This window comes from Citrobacter sp. Cc139 (assembly GCF_030334645.1).
Lineage (GTDB): Bacteria > Pseudomonadota > Gammaproteobacteria > Enterobacterales > Enterobacteriaceae > Citrobacter > Citrobacter werkmanii.
In genome coordinates, this window is record NZ_JAOWDM010000091.1 from 135,184 (window position 1) to 156,680 (window position 21,497).

Below are 21,497 nucleotides of genomic sequence, written 5' to 3' on the forward strand. Positions count from 1 at the left end.
CATGTTTGAAGCAGCACCGATCAAAAAAGTCTCGGTGGTCATTCCCGTTTTTAATGAACAGGAAAGCCTGCCAGAGCTAATCAGACGTACCAGCGCCGCCTGCGAAAAATTGGGCAAAGAGTATGAAATCTTGCTGATCGATGACGGCAGCAGCGACCATTCCGCGCAACTGATGATGGACGCGTCTCAGGCGCCGAACAGCCGTATTGTTTCTATTCTGCTGAACCGCAATTACGGCCAGCACTCGGCGATTATGGCCGGTTTCAGCCATGTCACCGGTGACTTGATCATCACGCTGGATGCCGATTTACAAAACCCGCCGGAGGAGATCCCCCGGCTGGTCGCCACCGCAGATGAAGGCTTCGATGTGGTCGGAACGGTACGCCAGAACCGACAGGACAGTGTATTTCGTAAGACCGCTTCGCGCATGATCAACCACCTGATTCAGCGTACTACCGGTAAAGCAATGGGCGACTACGGCTGCATGCTACGCGCCTACCGTCGCCATATTGTCGATGCCATGCTGCATTGTCAGGAGCGCAGCACCTTTATTCCGATTCTGGCCAACATTTTTGCCCGTCGCGCCACGGAGATCCCGGTACACCATGCAGAGCGTGAATTTGGTGATTCTAAATACAGCTTCATGCGTCTGATCAACCTGATGTATGACCTGGTGACCTGTCTGACCACCACACCGTTACGTATGTTGAGCCTGCTCGGCAGCGTGATTGCCGCCACGGGCTTTACGTTGTCCGTTCTGCTTGTTGTGTTGCGCCTGACGCTCGGCCCGCAGTGGGCCGCGGAAGGGGTATTCATGCTGTTTGCCGTCCTGTTTACCTTTATCGGCGCACAGTTCATTGGCATGGGTTTACTCGGCGAATATATCGGTCGCATCTATAACGATGTCCGCGCCCGCCCCCGCTATTTTGTTCAACACGTTATTCGCCCACAAACCACGCAGTCAACCGAGGAAAACCGCGCATGAAAGCCGTCGTATTTGCCTATCACGATATGGGATGTCAGGGTGTCCAGGCCTTGTTGGATGCAGGTTATGAAATCGCCGCAATTTTTACCCACACCGACAACCCGGGTGAAAAAGCGTTTTTTGGCTCTGTTTCCCGCCTCGCCGCCAGCGCCGGTATTCCGGTTTACGCCCCGGACGAGGTTAATCATCCTTTGTGGATCGAGCGCATTAGCCAACTGGCACCCGATGTTATCTTCTCGTTCTACTATCGCCATTTACTGAGTGAGGAGATCCTCAGTCTTGCGCCTAAGGGAGCATTTAATCTGCACGGCTCGCTGCTGCCGAAATACCGCGGCCGCGCGCCGCTGAACTGGGTATTGGTCAATGGCGAAACCGAAACCGGCGTCACGCTTCATCGTATGATCAAACACGCGGATGCGGGCGCTATTATCGCCCAGCAGTCTGTCGCTATCTCTCCGGATGATGTGGCGTTAACGCTGCACCATAAATTGTGCCAGGCTGCGCGTCACCTGCTGGAACAGGCGCTGCCCGCGATTAAAACGGGGGATTACGCAGAACGCCCTCAACAGGAAGCAGAGGCTACCTGTTTTGGCCGCCGCACACCGGAAGATAGCTTCCTTGACTGGAACAAACCCGCCGCGGAGCTGCATAACCAGGTCCGCGCCGTCAGCGATCCGTGGCCGGGCGCATTTAGCTATGTCGGCACGCAAAAGTTCACCGTCTGGTCATCGCGTGTTTGCACAAATAACCTTACAGCCCAACCGGGCACCGTCATCTCCGTGTCGCCTTTGCTGATCGCCTGTGTCGATGGCGCACTGGAGATTATTACCGGGCAAGCTGGCGATGGTATTGCAATGCAGGGCTCACAGCTGGCGCAGGTTCTGGGCCTCGTACCCGGTTCTCGTCTGAACAGCCAGTCAGTTACCACCAGCAAACGTCGTACTCGCGTGCTGATCCTCGGCGTTAATGGCTTCATTGGTAACCATCTGACCGAGCGCCTGCTGCAAGAAGACAATTACGAAGTATATGGACTCGATATTGGCAGCGACGCCATTGGGCGTTTCCTGCAACATCCGCGTTTCCATTTCGTTGAAGGCGACATCAGTATTCACTCCGAATGGATTGAATATCATGTGAAAAAATGCGACGTCGTATTGCCGCTGGTCGCGATCGCCACGCCAATCGAATATACCCGTAACCCACTGCGCGTGTTTGAGCTTGATTTTGAAGAGAACCTGAAAATCATTCGCTACTGCGTGAAGTACCGTAAGCGCATCATTTTCCCGTCAACGTCCGAAGTCTACGGCATGTGTACTGATAAAGTCTTCGATGAGGACAGCTCGAATCTGATCGTCGGTCCGGTGAATAAACCGCGTTGGATCTACTCCGTTTCCAAACAGTTGCTGGACCGCGTGATCTGGGCATACGGCGAAAAAGAGGGATTGCGCTTCACCCTGTTCCGTCCGTTTAACTGGATGGGACCGCGTCTGGACAGTCTGAATGCCGCGCGAATCGGCAGCTCACGCGCCATTACCCAATTGATTCTCAATCTGGTGGAAGGCTCACCGATTAAGCTGATTGAAGGCGGCAAGCAAAAACGCTGCTTTACCGACATTCGCGATGGTATCGAAGCCCTGTACCGCATTATTGAAAATGAAGGCGGACGTTGTGACGGCGAGATTATCAATATCGGTAACCCGGAGAACGAAGCGAGTATTCAGGAACTGGCAGAAATGCTGCTTTCCTGCTTTGAAAAACATCCATTACGTCAGCATTTTCCGCCGTTTGCCGGTTTCCGCGACGTCGAAAGCAGCAGCTACTATGGTAAAGGTTATCAGGACGTTGAGCATCGTAAGCCCAATATTCGTAACGCAAAACGTTGCCTGAACTGGGAACCCACCATTGAGATGCAGGAAACGGTAGAAGAGACGCTGGACTTCTTCTTACGCAGTGTGGATATCACGGAACACACATCATGACCAAAGTTGGCTTGCGCATTGATGTCGACACGTTCAGGGGGACGCGCGAGGGCGTGCCCCGCCTGCTGGAGACATTGAACCGACATAACGTTCGGGCAAGTTTTTTCTTTAGCGTCGGACCTGACAACATGGGACGCCATCTCTGGCGTCTTGTGAAGCCACAATTTCTGTGGAAGATGCTGCGCTCAAACGCAGCATCGCTCTACGGGTGGGATATTTTGCTGGCGGGTACAGCATGGCCGGGAAAAGAGATCGGCCAGGCCAATGCGGCAATGATTGCGCAAACCGCCCTGCTTCATGAAACCGGTTTGCATGCCTGGGATCACCATGCCTGGCAGGCGCGAAGCGGAAACTGGAATGACAAAGAGCTGATTGACGATATTTCACGTGGCATTACCGCCCTTGAAGCTATCATCAATCAGCCCGTTACCTGCTCCGCCGTTGCCGGATGGCGTGCCGACGACCGCGTCGTCCATGCCAAAGAAACATTCCATCTGCGTTATAACAGCGACTGTCGGGGAACGTCGTTATTCCGTCCTGTGCTGGCGTCCGGGAAAGCAGGTACGCCGCAAATTCCTGTCACATTACCCACATGGGATGAAGTGGTGGGTCAGGAGGTTCAGGCGGTGGACTTTAACGCTTATATTCTCTCCCACATCCGGATGAGCAGAGAGACGCCGGTATACACCATTCATGCAGAAGTGGAAGGTATTGCCTTTCAGCAGAATTTTGACGAGCTGCTCACTCGCGCTGCCGACATGGGTATTACGTTTTGCCCGCTCGGGGATCTGCTACCGGACGATATCAGTACGCTGCCAACAGGGCGGATCGTGCGTGGGAAAATTCCCGGCAGAGAGGGATGGCTCGGCTGTCAGCAACCCGTGGATATGACACAATGAAATCGGTACGTAACGCCCTGGCATTTATCGCTTTTATCGCGCTGTATTTTATTCTCCCCATTAATAGCCGCCTGCTGTGGCAGCCTGATGAAACGCGCTATGCCGAAATCAGTCGGGAGATGCTGACCTCTGGCGACTGGATCGTTCCGCACTTTTTAGGACTGCGTTATTTTGAAAAACCGATTGCCGGATACTGGTTGAACAGCATCGGGCAATGGCTGTTTGGCGCCAATAATTTTGGCGTCAGAGCGGGGGCGATTTTTGCCACCTTGCTGACTGCGCTACTGGTAGCCTGGCTTGCTATGCGAATATGGCAGGATAAGCGTACCGCAGTACTCTCTTCAGTCATCTTTTTAACCTTTTTTTCGGTCTATGGCATCGGCACCTACGCGGTACTCGATCCTATGATCGCACTCTGGCTGATGGCGGGCATGTGCTGCTTTTGGGTGGGGATGCAGGCCACGACCAGAACACGCAAAATTCTCGCCTTTCTGCTGTTAGGGTTAACCTGCGGTATGGGCGTGATGACCAAGGGTTTCCTGGCGCTTGCCGTTCCTGTGCTCAGCGTACTGCCGTGGGTTTTCGTGCAAAAACGCTGGAAAGACCTGATCATCTACGGCCTGCTGGCAGTCGTCGGCTGCGTCGTGATTGTGCTGCCGTGGGGAGTTGCGATTGCTCAGCGTGAGCCGGACTTCTGGCATTATTTCTTTTGGGTCGAACACATTCAACGCTTCGCCCAGGATGATGCCCAACATAAAGCCCCTGTCTGGTACTACATTCCCGTGCTTTTGGCTGGCGCGTTACCGTGGCTCGGGCTGCTTCCCGGCGCGCTACGCACGGGCTGGCGGGAACGCGATGTTTCGCGCAGCACACTATACCTGCTAAGCTGGATTATCATGCCGATCCTGTTTTTCAGCATCGCAAAAGGAAAACTGCCGACCTATATTCTTTCCTGCTTCGCGCCGTTGGCAATATTAACGGCGCGGTTCGGCCTGCAGGCCGCGCAAAAAGGTTCAGCCGCGCTGCGTGTGAATGGCTGGATCAACGTTCTGTTTGGTGTGGCGGGCATTATCGCCACGTTTATTGTTTCCACGCTGGGACCGTTGAAAACGCCTGTCTGGTCGCATATCGAAACCTATAAGGTTTTTTGTGCATGGGGTATTTTTCTCACCTGGACGCTCTTTGGCTGGTATACGTTAAATAACCGCGAGAAGAACTGGCAATTTGCCGCGTTTTGCCCATTAGGACTGGCGCTGTTGTTTGGCTTCTCCATTCCCGATCGGGTCATGGAATCTAAACAACCGCAGTTTTTTGTCGAGATGACCAAAGAGTCGCTGGAATCCAGCCGCTATATTCTCACCGACAGCGTTGGCGTCGCTGCGGGGCTGGCCTGGAGCCTGAAGCGTGACGACATCATGCTATACGGACAAACAGGCGAGTTGAAATACGGCCTCAACTATCCGGATGCCCAGGGGCGCTTTGTCAGTCGGACGGACTTTGTCGACTGGTTAGCCCAACACCGTCAGCAAGGAAATATTACCCTCGTGCTCTCGATTGATAAGAATGAAGATATTAATCAACTAGCCATTCCTCCCGCTGATTATATCGATAATCAGGGGCGCCTGGTCCTGATTCAGTATCGACCGAAATGATCTGGATAGTCTTAGTTTTCGCCAGCCTGCTCAGCGTATGCGGACAGTTATGCCAGAAGCAGGCAACCCGTCCGGTACCATCAGGCAGGCGAAAACGCCATATTACGCAATGGATTGGGCTGGCCCTGGCAAGCCTCGGCCTGGCTATGCTGCTGTGGCTGGTGGTGTTGCAGAATATCCCTGTTGGCATCGCCTATCCCATGCTGAGCCTGAATTTTGTCTGGGTGACGCTGGCCGCCTGGAAAATCTGGCGCGAACCGGTCGCAACGCGCCACTGGCTGGGTGTGGGGCTGATAATCACCGGCATATTCATTCTTGGGAGCGCGGTGTAATGGGCATTTTTTGGGGATTATGTAGCGTTATTATCACCTCGGCCGCCCAACTGAGTCTCGGCTTTGCGATGGATAACCTGCCGCCGATGCTGCAACCGTTGAAATTTCTATCCGCCGTATTCGCCCTCAACGCTGGCGCATTTGCTCTTTTTAGTGGGCTGGCGGGATATTTACTGTCGGTAATTTGCTGGCATAAGGCCCTGCATCAGCTCGCCCTGAGCAAGGCTTATGCCCTGCTCAGCCTGAGCTATGTTCTGGTTTGGATCGCATCCATAATTCTGCCCGGCTGGCAGGGCACATTTTCAGTGAAGGCGCTGGTTGGGGTACTGTGCATCATGGCGGGTTTAATGGCGATTTTTCTGCCTGCTGACCAGCATCGGCGCTGAGCTCATTTATCTGCCGACAGTCGTACCAGGCGCTCCCATTCGTCACATATGTACTGTCTGGCATCGATTATTTTAATCACGCGAGATGCATCACGATTAACACAATACTGGGCGTCTTTCAGCGGTGAAAGGAGATCGCCGGGCTTAACCCGTTCGGAAGATTGCGCCTCAGCAAGCATCTTAAGTGATCCACCGCTATCGCAAAGTACGATATAGAGCCTCCCTGTTTTCTTATGGCAGCAAGACTTCTTCACATGCCATTCCATAGCGCACCTTTTGTTAATGAATTTCACATCAGGTTACACTTTAGCTGATAAACAAAACGACAATAGCGACGGAATGGCAAAAATGAGAAATGTAATTAATGTTTTCTTAATGTTAATGATGAAGCACTTACCCAATCCGCCAACGCGCGACGAGAGATTTTAATCCCTCCGGCTTTGAGCTCGGGCGGCAACGTCAGCCAACAAACCGGTTGCTGAAAACGGGCCAGCTTATCCTGAACCCACTCTGCAAGATTGGCGTCACCAGCATCGGTGTCATACTCAACGACCGCCACCGGACGATGACCAAACTCTTTATCTTCTAACGGGACAATAAAGGCCTGCAGAACCTGCGGATGCGCTGCAATCACGCGTTCCACTTCCTCTGGCTGTATGCCTTCCCCGCCGCTAAAAAACAGATTGTCCATGCGACCGATAATGGTTAACTTGCCGTCCTTTAACACCCCACGATCGCGGGTGGCAAACCAGCCTTCCGCGTTAACCAGAGGGGTAAGCTGCCCGTTGCGCCAGTAGCCTTGCGCCATGCTGGCCGCACGCAGCCAGACTTCGTCATCCACGATTCTGACTTCTCTGCCCGCTAAGGCTGAACCGACATCTGCCAGAGCATCCGCTTCTTTCGCACAGACGGTGGAAGCGAATTCCGTCAGTCCATAACCGCACCAGCAGCGAATCCCCTGATCGCGCGCCTGCTCCGTCAACTCAACAGGAATAGCCGCGCCGCCCAGCAGCACCGCTTTGAGCGTAACCGGCGTTTTATTGACCAACAAGCGCCACAACTGAGTAGGGACCAGCGAGGCATGGGTGCAGCCGATCAGCATTTGTTCCAGCGGCTGCTTGTCGCGCACGGTCATTCGCGCTCCGGCAAACAACCAGCGCCATAAAATACCCTGGCCGGAGACATGAAACAGCGGCAGTGAAAGCAGCCAGTCATCTTCAGCGCCAAACGGCATTAATGACAGCACCCCCTGCGCACTTGCCAGATGCGCCTGACAGGTGTGAACCGCCGCTTTTGGCAATCCGGTGGAACCTGAGGTTAACGTCATTGTGCTCAAGCGCTGAGGCAACCACGCGGCGGCATGTGCGCCAGGTAGCGCCTGCATCTGCAACGGATTCAGCCCCGGGAACGCGGTAGCCGCCTCCAGATCCAACGCAAAACGTAGCGTTAAGTCCGGAACCAGCGCGTCAAGCAACAACTGTGGCAACTGCGGGTTCACAGGTAAAACCCGCGCCCCACATTGCAGCAGCGCGAGCCAGGCCAGTAAGGCTCGCGGATGATTCCATGCGCGGAGCAGGACGCCATCGCCCTCTTCCACGCCCTGAGCGGCAAACCCGCAGGCCAGATGATCGACGCGCGTGCAAAGCTCACTCCAGCTTAATACTTCATCGTTGAGGCGCAGGGCTGGCGCCTGCGCACGAACCTGTCGCCAGTCGCGCCAGGGCCAGTCAGTGCCCGCTAAGCTCGCGCTAGCAGGCGTTTCCCATGAGGTCATAGCAGGCGTTCCAGCGCATCAACGGCAATACACGGCAACGCGCTACCCGGCCAGGCGCGTACCTGCTGGCACTGCATCAGACTCAGCGTGTCCAGACCCGGAATGGTCTGCGGCGTCAGCCAGGCGGCAATTCTCGCCAGTTGGGTTAAGCCGAGACTCGACTCAATAGATGAACTGATAACGGCGGTGAGACCAAGCGCATGCGCTGCCGCAACCTGTTCACGCACTTTGTCGAGACTACCGGTCAGCGTCGGTTTGATAACCACAGCCTTGACGCCCTCTTCGGCTTCAAAGGTGAAATCCGCTTCGCGCAGACTTTCGTCCCAGGCGATAGCGATGCCGGTTTCACGCGCGAATGCGCGTGAGTCATCGCGCGTTTTACATGGTTCTTCAAGGAAGGCGATGCGCCCACGATACTCAGGATTGACGTATTTCGCGAACTGTTGGGCTTTCAACGGCGTCCAGGCACGGTTGGCGTCAAGTCGCAGATGCAGCTCCGGAATCGCCTCCAGCAGCAGATTGGCTACCATCCCGTCGCGAACCGCTTCATACAGCCCAACCTTGATCTTGGCGACTTTTTCGCCCGGCATATCCGCCAGTTGCAGCACCAGATCGTCAGGATCGCCCGTACACAGAGGCGCAGCACGATAGTCTGCAGCCTCCGGCAGAGCGTCTGCCAGTTCGGCCAGCGCACAGCTTGCGCCAAAAGCGACAGAAGGCAGTTGTGGTAAAGAAGCATCCCCTTGCAGCCAGCCTTTCACCCAGGCCAGCAGCTCGGTTTGCGCCTCTTCCCAGCTTTCCTGACTAAAGCCTGGCAGCGGGGAGATCTCTCCCCACCCTTCACGCTCGCCGTCACGCAGACAAACATACAACCCATCACGCGTTTTTAACCGCCTGTCGCGCAGAATCACCCCCGCGTCCATGGGGATCTGCCAGCGGTATACCTGCGCGCTACGCATTACGGATTCCGTTTGAATTTGCTGAAGTCAGGCTGACGTTTCTGGTTAAAGGCGTTACGGCCTTCCTGACCTTCTTCCGTCATGTAGAACAGCATGGTGGCGTTACCGGCCAGCTCTTGCAGGCCTGCCTGCCCATCGCAGTCGGCGTTCAGCGCCGCTTTCAGGCAACGCAGCGCCATCGGGCTGTTTTGCAGCATCTCACGGCACCAGCGTACGGTCTCTTTCTCCAGATCTGCCAGCGGAACCACGGTGTTGACCAGGCCCATATCCAGCGCCTGTTGCGCATCGTACTGACGGCACAGGAACCAGATCTCACGCGCTTTTTTCTGACCAACGATACGGGCCATATAAGAGGCACCCCAACCGCCGTCGAAGGAACCCACTTTCGGGCCGGTCTGACCAAAGATGGCGTTTTCTGCCGCAATGGTCAGGTCACACATCATATGCAGCACATGGCCGCCGCCAATGGAGTACCCTGCTACCATCGCCACGACCGGTTTCGGGCAGGTACGAATCTGACGCTGGAAGTCCAGCACGTTCAGGTGATGCACACCGGAATCATCCTGATATCCGCCGTAGTCGCCACGCACTTTCTGATCGCCACCTGAGCAGAACGCTTTGTCACCCGCACCGGTCAAAATGATCACGCCGATGTTATCGTCATAGCGGGCATCCGCCAGCGCCTGGATCATCTCTTTTACGGTAACAGGACGGAAAGCATTGCGTACCTGCGGACGATTAATGGTGATTTTGGCGATACCGTCGGTGGATTTCTCGTAGAGAATGTCGGTATAGCCTGCAGAGCAATCGTGCCATTCTACCGGTGCGTAAAGCATTGTTTCATCAGGATAGATCATAAAATGTCCTATAGTCAGCGACGCAGAATCTGAGCCAGACAGTCCACCACGCCAGCGGGGTTGTCCCGATGCGCGTTGTGTCCGGCATTACGAATCACATGGTTTGGTACTGACATTTCCGTCGCCAGCGCGCGGAATTTATCGTCACGTTCACCACATAAATAATAAAACGGAAATGTGCGCGCAGTGAGTCGCGCACGTAAATCAGGTTGTACGGCAAGCGAGGTGGCCTCCAGCATCGCCGCCAGCGTATGCCCGTTATTCTGGCTACGCAGATCGACCAGCGCCTCTCTTTGCGCCGCATTCAGCGAGGAAAATACCGGCTGTTGATACCAGTCATTAAATACCTCACGCAGCGGTTCAGCGCGAAAACGCGCGGCCCAGCGGCCATCTGAAAGGCGACGTTGAACGCGCGCCTCCTCGCTTTGCAAACCAGGATGTCCACCCTCAACGACCAGACCGCAAAGCCCGGGCATCTCCTGACAGGCCGCCATCATCGCGACTCTGCCGCCAAGAGAGTATCCCACCAGCCAGTAGCTAAGTATGTTGTAACTAAGCAAAGTGCTACGCAATAGCATACAAACATCATTGAACCCGCTCACCTTGATGTCGGCGGAACCGCCGTGTCCCGGCAGGTCGATATACAGCCGCGAATAATCCTGAAACGCTTCGCCGACCGTCTGCCATTCCCGACAGTCGCCGGAGAACCCGTGCAGGAAAACCAGCCAAGGTGATCCACTCTGGCTAACGCTCGCCTGGGCGTGCAGGATCATAGATGGCTTACCTGCGCCAGCAGTTGCTGCAGGGTTTGCGCCCCGTCAGTTTCGTTCACCACCAGCTCAATAACCGTTGCCGCAGGAGTACGCCAGGCATTTGTCAACGCGCTCTCCAGTTGCTCCCAGTTTTCTGGGCGCTGATATTTGAGGTTAAACATGGCCGCGGCATGCTCAAAGTGCACGTTCTGCGGCATCAGATAGAACCGTTCACGTTCACTTGCCGGCGTCGGCAGCAGGGAAAATATCTGCCCACCGTTATTATTGACCACTATCAGGACAAACGGCGCGGAAACCTGACGCAATAACGCCAGCGCATTGAGGTCATACAGTGCAGATAAATCACCGACGATAGCCAACGTTGATTTTGCGCTGGCGCGCTGTACGCCCGCCGCCGTTGACAGCAGACCGTCAATGCCGCTCGCGCCGCGGTTGCTATAAACTGGAAAACCAGCCGGAAGCTGCGACAGCGCATCAATCAGGCGCACGACCAAACTGTTACCCACGAACAGTTGCCCTTGTTCGGGCAGATATTCGTGAATACGATGGGCTAATTGCGCTTCACCAAACACGTCGCGACGGGCTTCCACCGCCTGCCATGCCAGTTGCGCCAGGCGCGGGATTTCCACGCACCAGGGTTGGCGTTTTTCCGCCGGGTGTAGATCCAGCCAGTTACCCACCTTCGCCACCAGCCTGCGCCCACGATGATGCGCCGGATCGAGGCGACCTTCGATATTATCGACAATCCAGTATTCCTGCGGATCGCAGCTGGCCTGCCATTGCAGGAGTCGTTTTCCGGTCAGGCTACTGCCAAGCTGCACCACTATCTGCGCCTGCTGTAACTCAGTCACCGCCTTCGCATTCCCCAACCACAGGTCAGCACACGGCAGGGGTTGTCCGGTTTGCGACAAGACATCGCCAATCAGCGGCCAACCGAGCATCTGCGCCCATTGCGCAACTTTCTTGCCCTCTTCCGCGCTCATACGACCCGCGATGACGACGCCGCGCTTTTGTCGCCAGAAAAACCAGTCACGTTGTTTGTCGCTTTCCAGCCGACGCGCTTCACGTAGCCAGGGCTTGTCGTCCTGCCACCAGTCGCCGAGGCGTTGCTGCCAGGCAATACCCGTTTCGTCCATGTCGCCATACAGCGGTTCCGCAAAGGGGCAATTAATATGAACCGCCCCGCTATGCAGCGCGGCCAGGGCATTATCAATGGTGGACACCAGCCAGCTCGCCGGAATGTCCTGCGTCGGGCGCGGTAAAGAGAGCGTTTGCGACGGATGAGAAGCAAACATGCCGGCCTGACGAATCGCCTGATTAGCGCCACAGTCGATAAGTTCCGGCGGTCGGTCAGCCGTGAGTAAAATCAGTTTTTCACCGGTCAGGCCCGCTTCAATCAATGCGGGATACAGGTTCGCCACCGCCGTACCGGACGTGACAATCACGGCGACTGGCTGGCGACTCACTTTTGCCAGACCTAAAGCCAGATGTCCAAGACCACGCTCATCAAAATGGGTATGGTGGATAAAAGCAGGATTTTCCGCTGCTGCCAGCGTCAACGGTGTAGAACGAGAGCCAGGGGCAATGCAGATATGCCTGACGCCGTGGCGAGTGAGTGCTTCCAGTATGACCGCCGCCCAGCGTCGGTTAAATGCGCTTACTGACATGAGATTGTCCGGTATCAATATTGCGACACAGTATAGAGAATCGAATAAATGGATTTTTGATATGAATCGGAAATATACACGAAATCACTATCCTTCCATCTGTAATAAGGTGCGTAACCCTGCCGCTTTATTGTCTATTTCTTGCCATTCTTGCTCAGGATCTGAACCACGCACGATTCCCGCGCCGGCATACAGGCGGACCACGTTGGCGTTAATTTTCGCCGAACGTAATGACACGCAGAATTCACTTTGGCGCAGAGAAAGATACCCCGCAGAACCGGCATACCACTCGCGCTCAAAGGGTTCATTTTGCCGGATGAATTCGCGCGCCAGCTCACGCGGAATGCCTGCAACTGCCGCCGTAGGCTGGAGTTGCATCAGGCAGAGCGTATCGTCGGCCTGATTCAGTTCCGTCCAGATACAACGGCGTAGATGCTGCACCTTACGCAGTCTGAGCACCTGCGGGGGGAGCACATCAAGGGTTTGCGTACAGCCTTGCAGCCGCTGGCAAATATCCTCGACCACCAGCATATTCTCGCGCTGGTTTTTATCATCTTTCATCAACCAGTCGCCTAACTGCCAGGCGCGATGATCCTCGGCGTGATTGGCAACGGTTCCGGCCAGCGCTTCGGTGCGCAGCGCCGCGCCGCGCCGCCGATACAAACGTTCAGGGGAAGAGCCAAGAAAAGCGGAGTCGGCAGAGAATGCCATAAAGAAATGGTAGCAGTTAAGGTTCAGGCGACGGCTGGAAGCCATCACCGCAGCGGCATTCACCGACTGTGAAAACTGTAAATCTGTCGCTCGCGCCAGCACAACTTTGTCGAGTTCTTCGCCATTGATGGTGTGCGTGGCAAGCTTTATCAGATCTATCCAACCGGCTTTATCAGGCCAGTGCTGTTCTCCCGTCAAACTCAAACGCAGCGCGGGCAATGGTTTAACATTGGCCAGCGTGGAAATAAATTCAACCGCGCGTGCGGCGTCTTCACGCAGCGAAACATCACTGTAAAGGTGTAACCGTAAGCTCGCCACTCCGGCGCAGCGTCGCCATTCCAGTCGCGGTAACAACAAATTGCCGTGCCGAGGCTCGAACGCATTGAGGCCCCAGATACGCAGGTCAGGTTGATTGTCGTGCTGACGTAAAAACTGCTGAGCAGATGCCAGCGAGGAAAACGTGGCGACAGCCCCCAGCACAGCGGCTTCTTCGTCGCCGTTACGCTGCTGCCAGTAAAACTGGGGCCAGACGGGTTGACTGGCCAGCCATCCTAAAGCGTCAAACGCATCGTTCAGAGGGAAAGGTATGTCGTAAATACGAATTCCAGGTGCTGCCGGTATCTCTTGCGACAAATGACGCATCAGACCTTCCAGCGCAGTAGTGATTGATTGCACGCGGACCTCTCCCTGTTAAAAACCTCTCATTATACGGGGTACTGAACAGAAAAAGCAGTACCCCGAGTTAGGGAGTACGAACAAATGCGATGACGGAGCGGAATTTATCGCCGCGCTAACAATAATCCCATCACTAAACCGACCGTGGCGCCAACGCCAATTCCGCGCCAGGGTTTTTCATGCACATAGTCATCCGCCCGGCAAACGGCCTTTTTCGCGCGGAAATAATAATTGTCAGAAGCATGGCTGACGCGATTTCTCACCTCTTCTAACGCCCGCTCCGCCCGCGCTTTTAACTCAAGATATTTTTGATCGGCCGGATCGCCGGAAGAACGCAACACCTCTTCCAGCGTTTCGCTCAAGAGTTCCAGATCATCATCGATACGTGATTCATAAGATTGAAAAGACATTGTATTCTCCCTTTCTATTGACGTATCCGCTAACTATAGACAACCTGGACCGTTTGCGCCTGTTTAAGCCTGATGTGCTTCTCGCGCCATTCCGATGTGTGGAATCCCGTCTTCGTCATAAATATCCGTCACCGGCATAAAACCAAAGCGCGCATAAAACGGTTGCAGATGCGCCTGCGCGCCCAGATACAGCGCCTTGTGCGGCCAGTGTTGCGCACAGGATGCCAGCGTCTGGGTCATCAACTGTTGTCCCAGTTTTGCGCCGCGTAGCGCTTCGCTGACTATCACCCGGCCAATGACCACCGGCTCCAGATCGTCATCGCTTTTCAGAATCCTCGCATACGCCACCAGCTCATCATTGTGCCAGCCCAGAATGTGCCGATTTTCGCCAACCAGATCGTCGCCATCTACATCCTGATATGGACACTGTTGTTCAACAACAAATACCGCGCAGCGAAGCTGAAGAATGGCATACAGTTCTTGTGTACTCAGCTTTGCATGGTGGAGATCTTGCCAGTGAATCATTGTCTGCCCCTTTGTTGTGATAACCTGAACACCCTGCCTTAGCGATGGCGAAAAGTGTAACGCAAAGATGGAATTATTATTTTTAGGCACGTCAGCGGGAGTTCCTACCCGCTCACGCAATGTAACGGCAATTTTACTGAATCTGCAACACCCGACTCAGCCGGGGCTGTGGCTTTTCGATTGTGGCGAAGGAACACAGCATCAAATGCTCGCCACACCGTTCAATCCGGGAAAACTCGACCGTATCTTTATCAGCCACCTGCATGGCGACCACCTGTTTGGTTTACCTGGATTGCTGTGTAGTCGTTCGATGGCCGGGAACGTCAAGCCACTGACGCTTTACGGCCCAAAAGGATTACGGGAATTTACCGAAACCGCTTTGCGTCTGAGCGGTTCATGGACTGACTATCCTCTGGATATTGTGGAAATCACCGCGGGTGAAATCGTCGATGACGGCCTACGTAAGGTAACGGCATATCCACTGGAACATCCGCTGGAATGCTATGGTTTTCGCATTGAAGAACACGACAAACCAGGTGCGCTAAACGCCAGTGCGCTGAAGGCGGCTGGTGTTAAATCCGGTCCGTGGTTCCAGGAGCTGAAAGCCGGGAAAACCATCGTCCTGGAAGATGGTCGCGTAATTAACGGTGCCGACTTTCTTGCCCCGGGCACCAAGGGAAAATCCGTGGCGATTTTCGGCGATACAGGCCCTTGCGCAAGTGCCTTCGAACTGGCAAATGGCGTAGATGTGATGGTGCATGAAACTACACTGGACGCGTCAATGGAGGAGAAGGCCAATAGCCGTGGACACAGTTCAACCCGACAAGCCGCGCAACTGGCGCTTAAAGCGGGTGTCGGACGCTTGATCATGACCCATGTTAGCTCACGCTACGATGAAAAAGGCTGTCAGCGATTACTCGAAGAGTGCAGAACGCTATTCCCGGCAACAGAACTGGCTCACGATTTCGCCATTTTCACCGTTTAACGCTCTATTTTTTCGCCTCAGTGCCGATAACAGAGAAAAGGCTGGCTTTCACACTGAGGACAGGATGAACAATTTCCAGAAAGATATTGATGACAGGACCAATCTAACCCTGTCTAACCGTTTTGAACTGCTGCTGTTTCGCCTCGGCAAATCCATCGAGGAGCAGAAATCAGAGCTGTTTGGCATCAACGTATTCAAACTGCGTGAAATCGTGCCGATGCCGACGTTTACGCGTCCGGCGGGAATGAAAGCTCCGCTGTTAGGTATGGTGAATATTCGCGATCAAGTGATCCCGGTGATTGACCTGCCGGCGGTGGCGGGCTGTAAACCAGAGACCGGGCTCAACATCCTGCTCATTACGGAATACGCCCGCAGCGTACAGGCGTTTGCGGTGGAGTCAGTGGAAAACATTATGCGTCTGGACTGGCAACAGGTACATACCGCCGAGAAAGCCGTCAACGGTCGCTACATCACCAGTATCGCCTGCCTGGATGACGACAAAGAGACCAACAACCTGGCGCTGGTACTTGATGTTGAACAAATTCTTTACGACATCGTACCGTCCAATCACGATTTACGCGCGACAGACCTGAAAACCAGTAAATTCAACATCACGCCGGGTGCGGTGGCGATTGTGGCAGAAGATTCGAAAGTCGCGCGCGCAATGCTGGAGAAAGGGCTTAACGCCATGGAAATCCCGCATCAGATGCATGTGACAGGTAAGGATGCGTGGGAAAAAATCCAGCAGCTTTCCGCAGAAGCGCAGGCGGAAGGCAAGCCAATCACTGAGAAGATAGCCCTGGTGCTCACCGACCTGGAAATGCCGGAGATGGACGGTTTTACGCTTACCCGTAAAATCAAGACCGATGAACGCCTGAAGAAAATCCCGGTCGTTATCCACTCCTCGCTTTCCGGTAGCGCCAATGAAGATCACGTTCGCCGGGTTAAAGCTGATGGTTATGTGGCAAAATTTGAGGTCAATGAGCTCTCTTCTGTGATTCAGGAAGTCATGGAGCGCGCAGCGAAAGACATTAGCGGTCCACTGGTGAGCCGTCAGCTTTCGGCCTGACGCCCAACCAGCCCCCTTACTCTGCGGTTCTCCAACGAGTAAGGGAGTCGTTCCCCCACAAAAATAATCTCCTTACCATCCCCTCCCTTTAATTATCATTAAAAATTGCCGCTTTTAGATATCAGCCGTTGAGTCAAAAAATAGCCTCAACAATTATCCTACATGATTTTCACATTTCTAAGCAGGCAGTGACGTGGATAAACACCGTTTCATAAAAGATCTCCAAAAACATGCAAAATCCCTGGCCAAATACAAACTTAATTTAGACATCGACAATATCAAGAATACTTTAATCGCAGGCCAGCAACATATAGAGGAGAATGAACAATCTGTCACCTTAATCAATAACCTCATACCGCTCACGACAAGAGATATCACTGAAAAAGACGTAGACATTATTCTTCCTATAATTTCAGAATACTGGATGACGCTCCTGCGCTCCGCGCAATATAAGATTTTCTTTTATGGCACCCATAGTCATTATCTCAGTTTTAGTACCATTATCGCGGATTGTTTTCAGTCACAACTTGTACATCTGGACATCACCGCAGACGTTGAACACTGTATCCAGTCCATCAATCATCCGTCACCCGATAATGCAACTAAAATTCTCATCTATGATGATGAAGGAAGCCATATTTTAAGAAGAAAATTCGACTGCGCGAATGTCTTCTCTTACATCTACTATAGTCCTCTACGTGTGACCTGTGGGACTAACAAAAAATATGCCATGTATCTGGAACATGAATACAAAAAATACAATACACAGATTATTGATAATGTCGTTACCGGGTCGTCATATGCCTGGTGGGGTGTACCAACACAATTGACTACCTGTACAGCCAATATGTCCGTTAAAAGTGGTGATACTGCCTTTGCCCTGGCTATCACTGAACATCTGTCTCAGAGTGGCAAGTTAAAAAACCATATTCATATCACGAGTTTTTTTGATTTACACCATGAATTGGCCAGAAGTAAAGGCAGCTTTAACAGTGGCGTATTTAAGGAGCTTAAATTTTTCGCCAAAAAAAACAATATCACATACATTCAATATGATGAAGAAATTTTCACCAGCAATCATGATGAGATATACCAACCAGCGTCAATTAGCAGTAGCATTGAAAAAAACCTGTTAAGTTTATTTATATCTGAAGCAAAGTTGATAGCCGCAATAACAGACATTGTTAACCATAAATATCTCAACTTTGACTTTCATATGGCAATTGATGAGCAAAGAAATGAAAGTTCAATGTGCGAAGAAGAAATGGATAAACTCAGCATACAGCGTGGCAGCAATCATTCCAAACTTTTTCGTCATAAGGAATCATTGAGTTCGAATTCTCGTAATATTGAGAAAATGGTCCACAATGCTGAGAAGAATAAATACGCTATGTATATAGTATTTCCCCCTCAGCCGCAGAAATATATAGAAAACATTAATAAAGAAATGGTCAATGAGGCTTTTTCATTTTATCAACAAATCACATTAAATAAGGAAAATATTGTACTTATCGATATGAGTGGTGACCCGGACTTTACTCGTCACGACTTTCAGGATGGCGACCACTTAAACTTTAAGGGTGCGATTAAATTTATACAGAAACTTCAGGCCTATGGCATCACTATATAGATAAAAAAAGAGTCTGGACATTGCCCAGACTCTTTTTTGTTTACAGCATGATGTATTACATCAGCGGTGCCGCTAACTGTACAATGCTGATCAGCGGTTGCGGCCAGATACCCAGCACCAGCACCAACAGAGCAGAAATCAGCACCACGATCCCACCCGCGCTGTACTGCCAGTTAGACGGCGCATCGCGGTTCAGTTGTTGCGGCGCGCTCAGGTACAAGCTCACGGCAACACGCAGGTAGTAGTACAAACCAATCGCGGAACCGACCACCACGGCAGCAACCAGCCACCACAGGTTAGCCTGCACACCGACCGCCAACACGTAGAACTTACCGATAAAGCCCAGCGTCATCGGGATACCCGCCAGAGACAGCATCATTACCGTCATCACTGCCGCGAGGATCGGGCGATGCCAGAACAGACCACGGTAGGAGAACAGAGAATCTGCATCCGGGCCACGGTACGGGCTGGACATCAGGCTGACCACACCGAACGCGCCGAGGCTGCTGAACAGGTAACCGGCCAGGTAAACGCCAACCGCTTCCATCGACATCTCGCCGCTCTGCAGGGCAATCAACGCCACCAGCAGATAGCCGAGGTGAGAGATGGAGGAGTAACCGAGCAGACGCTTGATGTTGGTCTGGCTCAGCGCCATCAGGTTACCGAAGATGATGGAAGCAAAGGCGATCACGCCCAGCACGGTACGTACCGCTTCGCTGTCGCCAACCGGCGCATACAGGAACAGACGCATCACTACGCCGAAGATAGCGATTTTGCTCGCCGTCGCCAGGAAGGTGGAAACCGGAGCCGGAGCGCCCTGGTATACGTCTGGCGTCCACAGGTGGAACGGAACCAGCGAGAGTTTAAAGCCGAGGCCAACAATCATCAGACCGAAGCCCGCCAGCAGCAGCGGTTCGTGCAGCATGCCGTCGCCAAGGCTCTTACCGAGCGCAACAAACGACAGGTTGCCAGACTGCGCGTACACCAGCGCCATACCGAACAGCAGGAAGGAAGACGCTGCGGCAGACAGAATGGTGTATTTGATACTGGCTTCCAGAGAACGTTTCTGACGGAACGCATAGCCAACCAGACCAAACAGCGGCAGAGAAATCAGTTCGATACCGAGGAACAGCGCCGCCAGATGGTTAGCATTTGCCAGCAGAATACCGCCGAGTGCAGCAATCAGCACCAGCAGGTAGAACTCTTCCCGGTTGTCGTCGTAACCTTCCAGCCACGGGTAAGCAAAGGTACAGGTGGCAAGACTCGCCAGCAGCACCAGCCCGGTATAGAGCATGGCGAAACCGTCAACCCGCATCAGCGGGGTGACGTCCATGGCGCCCGCCTGGCCAACAAACCAGAGCGAAACCAACGCGGCGTTAAGCCCAATGACCGACAGCGTGGCATTGAGGAAGTGATTGCGTCGCCACGCAATGGAGAGCATCACAACCACCACCGTCAAGCCGACGATCAGCAGCGGTAGCAGCGCAATCAGGTGTTGTGGAGTTATTGTCATGGCGATTTACGGCCTTGTAGTAGTAACGGAATTAACAAACCACTGCTGGATGTTGCTCATCGCAGAATGCGAGGTATCCAGAATCGGCTGCGGATAGAAGCCAAGCAGTACCAGAAGCACGACCAGCAACAGGATGATAAACAGCTCACGCAGCGACATCCCTGGCAGTTCTACACTGGCAATCTGGCTCTTCGCCTTACCAAAGTAAGCGCGATGCAGCATCGCCAGCGAGTATACAGAGGCAAACACCAGACCAAAGGTCGAGATCACGGTAATAACCGGAACCACCTGGTAGCTGCCGAACAGAATCATAAATTCGCCAACGAAGTTACCTGTACCCGGCATACCCAGCGTACAGACTGCGAAGAACATGGACAGCGCAGGCAACCATTTCATTTTGCCCCACAGACCACCCATCATACGCATGTCACGCGTGTGCAGACGTTCGTACAGCTGACCACACAGGATGAACAGACCGGCTGCGGACAGACCGTGCGCAATCATCTGAATTACCGCGCCCTGGTAGGCCAGTTGGCTGCCGGTGTAGATAGCAATCAGCACGAAGCCCATGTGGGATACGGAGGTATAGGCAATCAGACGTTTGATGTCGTACTGATTAAAGGCCATCCACGCGCCGTAGAAGATACCAATTACGCCAAGCCACATGGCGATAGGCGCAAACTCCGCCGACGCGTTCGGGAACAGCGGCAGAGAGAAACGCAGCAGACCGTAGGCTGCGGTTTTCAGCAAGATCCCCGCCAGGTCAACGGAACCTGCGGTCGGAGCCTGGGAGTGCGCGTCCGGCAACCAGCCATGCAGCGGAACCACTGGCATTTTCACCGCAAAGGCGATGAAGAAGCCCAGCATCAGCAGGTATTCCACGCCATGAGACATCGGGGTATTCAGCAGCTCTTCATAGTTGAAGGTCCACACGCCGGTCGCTTTGTAGTGCACAAACACCAGCGCCAGGATGGCAATCAACATCACCAGACCACTCGCCTGGGTATAAATGAAGAACTTGGTCGCCGCCGTGATACGCGTTTTCCCGTCAGAGGCTTTATGCCCCCACAGCGCGATCAGGAAGTACATCGGCACCAGCATCATTTCCCAGAAGAAGAAGAACAGGAACATGTCGATGGCCAGGAACACGCCGATCACGCCGCCTAAGATCCACATCAGGTTCAGGTGGAAGAAGCCCTGGTATTTTTCGATTTCATTCCAGGAGCAAAGGACCGCCAGAACGCCGAGCAGACCGGTCAGCACTACCATCAGCAGCGACAAGCCGTCGATTGCTAAATGGATAGAGATGCCAAAACGTGGGATCCACGGCAGGACAAACTCAGACTGCCACTGCGGAATACCCGCAGATTGCGTCAGTGAATAGCCGCCCTGCAACCACAGTTGCAGGCCAAGCGCCAGCGTCAGTCCCATGGTAATCAGCGCGATCCAGCGCGGCACCTTCACGCCAAAGCGTTCGGTCTGCCAGCACAGGAAGCCACCGATGAAAGGGATTAATATCAACCAAGGTAATAACATGGTGATCTTTGTTCCTTGTTTAAGTCCCGTTCAGGCTATCTCACTCGTCATAGCGAACCCCGGCTGTGCTCGCAACCCTCACGTACTTCAGTACGCTCCGGTTGCTGTGCGCAGGCGGTGTCCACTCTGACTTCGCCGATAACGCCTGTCCTTTTGGACCTGATTTTCAACGAATTTTAA

At 53.6% G+C, this 21,497-nt stretch carries 20 protein-coding genes; 9 read left to right on the forward strand and 11 right to left on the reverse strand.

Translation table 11 applies throughout. The features are described from left to right. Position 1 precedes the first annotated feature (1 nt). The 6 genes from arnC to arnF are packed head-to-tail and all read left to right on the forward strand — an operon-like array spanning position 2 to position 6,233. On the forward strand, positions 2 to 985 hold the full coding sequence (gene arnC / locus OGV69_RS18730; RefSeq protein ID WP_069323396.1) for an undecaprenyl-phosphate 4-deoxy-4-formamido-L-arabinose transferase: 984 nt from the start codon (positions 2 to 4) through the stop codon (positions 983 to 985). Then, positions 982 to 2,964, forward strand: coding sequence for a bifunctional UDP-4-amino-4-deoxy-L-arabinose formyltransferase/UDP-glucuronic acid oxidase ArnA (gene arnA, locus OGV69_RS18735; protein ID WP_069323395.1), 1,983 nt, complete (start codon positions 982 to 984; stop codon positions 2,962 to 2,964). Before arnC ends, arnA begins: the two co-directional genes overlap by 4 nt. Next, positions 2,961 to 3,863: a 4-deoxy-4-formamido-L-arabinose-phosphoundecaprenol deformylase gene (gene arnD, locus OGV69_RS18740; RefSeq protein WP_069323394.1), complete on the forward strand. Its 903-nt coding sequence runs from the start codon at positions 2,961 to 2,963 to the stop codon at positions 3,861 to 3,863. Before arnA ends, arnD begins: the two co-directional genes overlap by 4 nt. Continuing rightward, the gene (arnT, locus tag OGV69_RS18745) at positions 3,860 to 5,515 is read left to right on the forward strand and encodes a lipid IV(A) 4-amino-4-deoxy-L-arabinosyltransferase (RefSeq protein WP_069323393.1); all 1,656 of its coding nucleotides are present in this window, start codon (positions 3,860 to 3,862) and stop codon (positions 5,513 to 5,515) included. Before arnD ends, arnT begins: the two co-directional genes overlap by 4 nt. Beyond that, the gene (gene arnE, locus OGV69_RS18750) at positions 5,512 to 5,847 is read left to right on the forward strand and encodes a 4-amino-4-deoxy-L-arabinose-phosphoundecaprenol flippase subunit ArnE (protein ID WP_069323392.1); all 336 of its coding nucleotides are present in this window, start codon (positions 5,512 to 5,514) and stop codon (positions 5,845 to 5,847) included. The genes arnT and arnE overlap by 4 nt, the downstream gene beginning before the upstream one ends. Next, entirely contained in the window at positions 5,847 to 6,233 is a 387-nt protein-coding gene (arnF, locus tag OGV69_RS18755) for a 4-amino-4-deoxy-L-arabinose-phosphoundecaprenol flippase subunit ArnF (RefSeq protein ID WP_069323391.1), read from the forward strand. The genes arnE and arnF overlap by 1 nt, the downstream gene beginning before the upstream one ends. Positions 6,234 to 6,235: 2 nt before the next feature. On the opposite strand, the gene pmrD is transcribed toward arnF, so the two are convergent. From pmrD to OGV69_RS18800, 9 genes are all read right to left on the reverse strand, one after another. Beyond that, on the reverse strand, positions 6,236 to 6,499 hold the full coding sequence (pmrD, locus tag OGV69_RS18760) for a signal transduction protein PmrD (protein WP_038642272.1): 264 nt from the start codon (positions 6,497 to 6,499) through the stop codon (positions 6,236 to 6,238). Between the two features lie 95 nt (positions 6,500 to 6,594). Beyond that, entirely contained in the window at positions 6,595 to 8,007 is a 1,413-nt protein-coding gene (gene menE / locus OGV69_RS18765) for an o-succinylbenzoate--CoA ligase (protein WP_069323390.1), read from the reverse strand. Continuing rightward, a complete protein-coding gene (menC, locus tag OGV69_RS18770; RefSeq protein ID WP_038642276.1) occupies positions 8,004 to 8,966 on the reverse strand; it encodes an o-succinylbenzoate synthase in 963 nt (320 codons plus the stop codon). Before menC ends, menE begins: the two co-directional genes overlap by 4 nt. Next, on the reverse strand, positions 8,966 to 9,823 hold the full coding sequence (gene menB, locus OGV69_RS18775; protein ID WP_038642278.1) for a 1,4-dihydroxy-2-naphthoyl-CoA synthase: 858 nt from the start codon (positions 9,821 to 9,823) through the stop codon (positions 8,966 to 8,968). The genes menC and menB overlap by 1 nt, the downstream gene beginning before the upstream one ends. A gap of 14 nt (positions 9,824 to 9,837) precedes the next feature. Next, entirely contained in the window at positions 9,838 to 10,596 is a 759-nt protein-coding gene (gene menH / locus OGV69_RS18780) for a 2-succinyl-6-hydroxy-2,4-cyclohexadiene-1-carboxylate synthase (protein WP_038642280.1), read from the reverse strand. Further along, complete coding sequence (menD, locus tag OGV69_RS18785) at positions 10,593 to 12,263, reverse strand: 2-succinyl-5-enolpyruvyl-6-hydroxy-3-cyclohexene-1-carboxylic-acid synthase (protein WP_069323389.1); 1,671 nt, start codon at positions 12,261 to 12,263, stop codon at positions 10,593 to 10,595. Before menD ends, menH begins: the two co-directional genes overlap by 4 nt. An 87-nt stretch (positions 12,264 to 12,350) precedes the next feature. Further along, complete coding sequence (gene menF, locus OGV69_RS18790) at positions 12,351 to 13,649, reverse strand: isochorismate synthase MenF (RefSeq protein WP_069323388.1); 1,299 nt, start codon at positions 13,647 to 13,649, stop codon at positions 12,351 to 12,353. 104 nt (positions 13,650 to 13,753) lie between these two features. After that, complete coding sequence (gene elaB / locus OGV69_RS18795; protein WP_006683669.1) at positions 13,754 to 14,059, reverse strand: stress response protein ElaB; 306 nt, start codon at positions 14,057 to 14,059, stop codon at positions 13,754 to 13,756. A 63-nt stretch (positions 14,060 to 14,122) separates the two neighbouring features. After that, positions 14,123 to 14,584 (reverse strand): GNAT family N-acetyltransferase, encoded by a 462-nt coding sequence (locus tag OGV69_RS18800; protein ID WP_038642287.1) that lies wholly within the window; start codon positions 14,582 to 14,584, stop codon positions 14,123 to 14,125. 67 nt (positions 14,585 to 14,651) lie between these two features. On the opposite strand from OGV69_RS18800, the gene rbn reads away from it, so the two are divergent. The 3 genes from rbn (at position 14,652) to OGV69_RS18815 (ending at position 18,268) form a co-directional block, all read left to right on the forward strand. Continuing rightward, positions 14,652 to 15,569: a ribonuclease BN gene (gene rbn / locus OGV69_RS18805; RefSeq protein WP_069323387.1), complete on the forward strand. Its 918-nt coding sequence runs from the start codon at positions 14,652 to 14,654 to the stop codon at positions 15,567 to 15,569. 64 nt (positions 15,570 to 15,633) lie between these two features. Continuing rightward, entirely contained in the window at positions 15,634 to 16,638 is a 1,005-nt protein-coding gene (locus OGV69_RS18810; RefSeq protein ID WP_038642291.1) for a chemotaxis protein, read from the forward strand. Between the two features lie 193 nt (positions 16,639 to 16,831). Then, complete coding sequence (locus OGV69_RS18815; RefSeq protein ID WP_069323386.1) at positions 16,832 to 18,268, forward strand: hypothetical protein; 1,437 nt, start codon at positions 16,832 to 16,834, stop codon at positions 18,266 to 18,268. Positions 18,269 to 18,323: 55 nt separating this feature from the next. Here OGV69_RS18815 and nuoN read toward each other — a convergent pair whose 3' ends face one another. Continuing rightward, positions 18,324 to 19,781, reverse strand: coding sequence for an NADH-quinone oxidoreductase subunit NuoN (gene nuoN, locus OGV69_RS18820; protein WP_038642295.1), 1,458 nt, complete (start codon positions 19,779 to 19,781; stop codon positions 18,324 to 18,326). Positions 19,782 to 19,787: 6 nt separating this feature from the next. Continuing rightward, positions 19,788 to 21,317, reverse strand: coding sequence for an NADH-quinone oxidoreductase subunit M (gene nuoM / locus OGV69_RS18825; protein ID WP_003027692.1), 1,530 nt, complete (start codon positions 21,315 to 21,317; stop codon positions 19,788 to 19,790). Positions 21,318 to 21,497 lie beyond the last annotated feature (180 nt).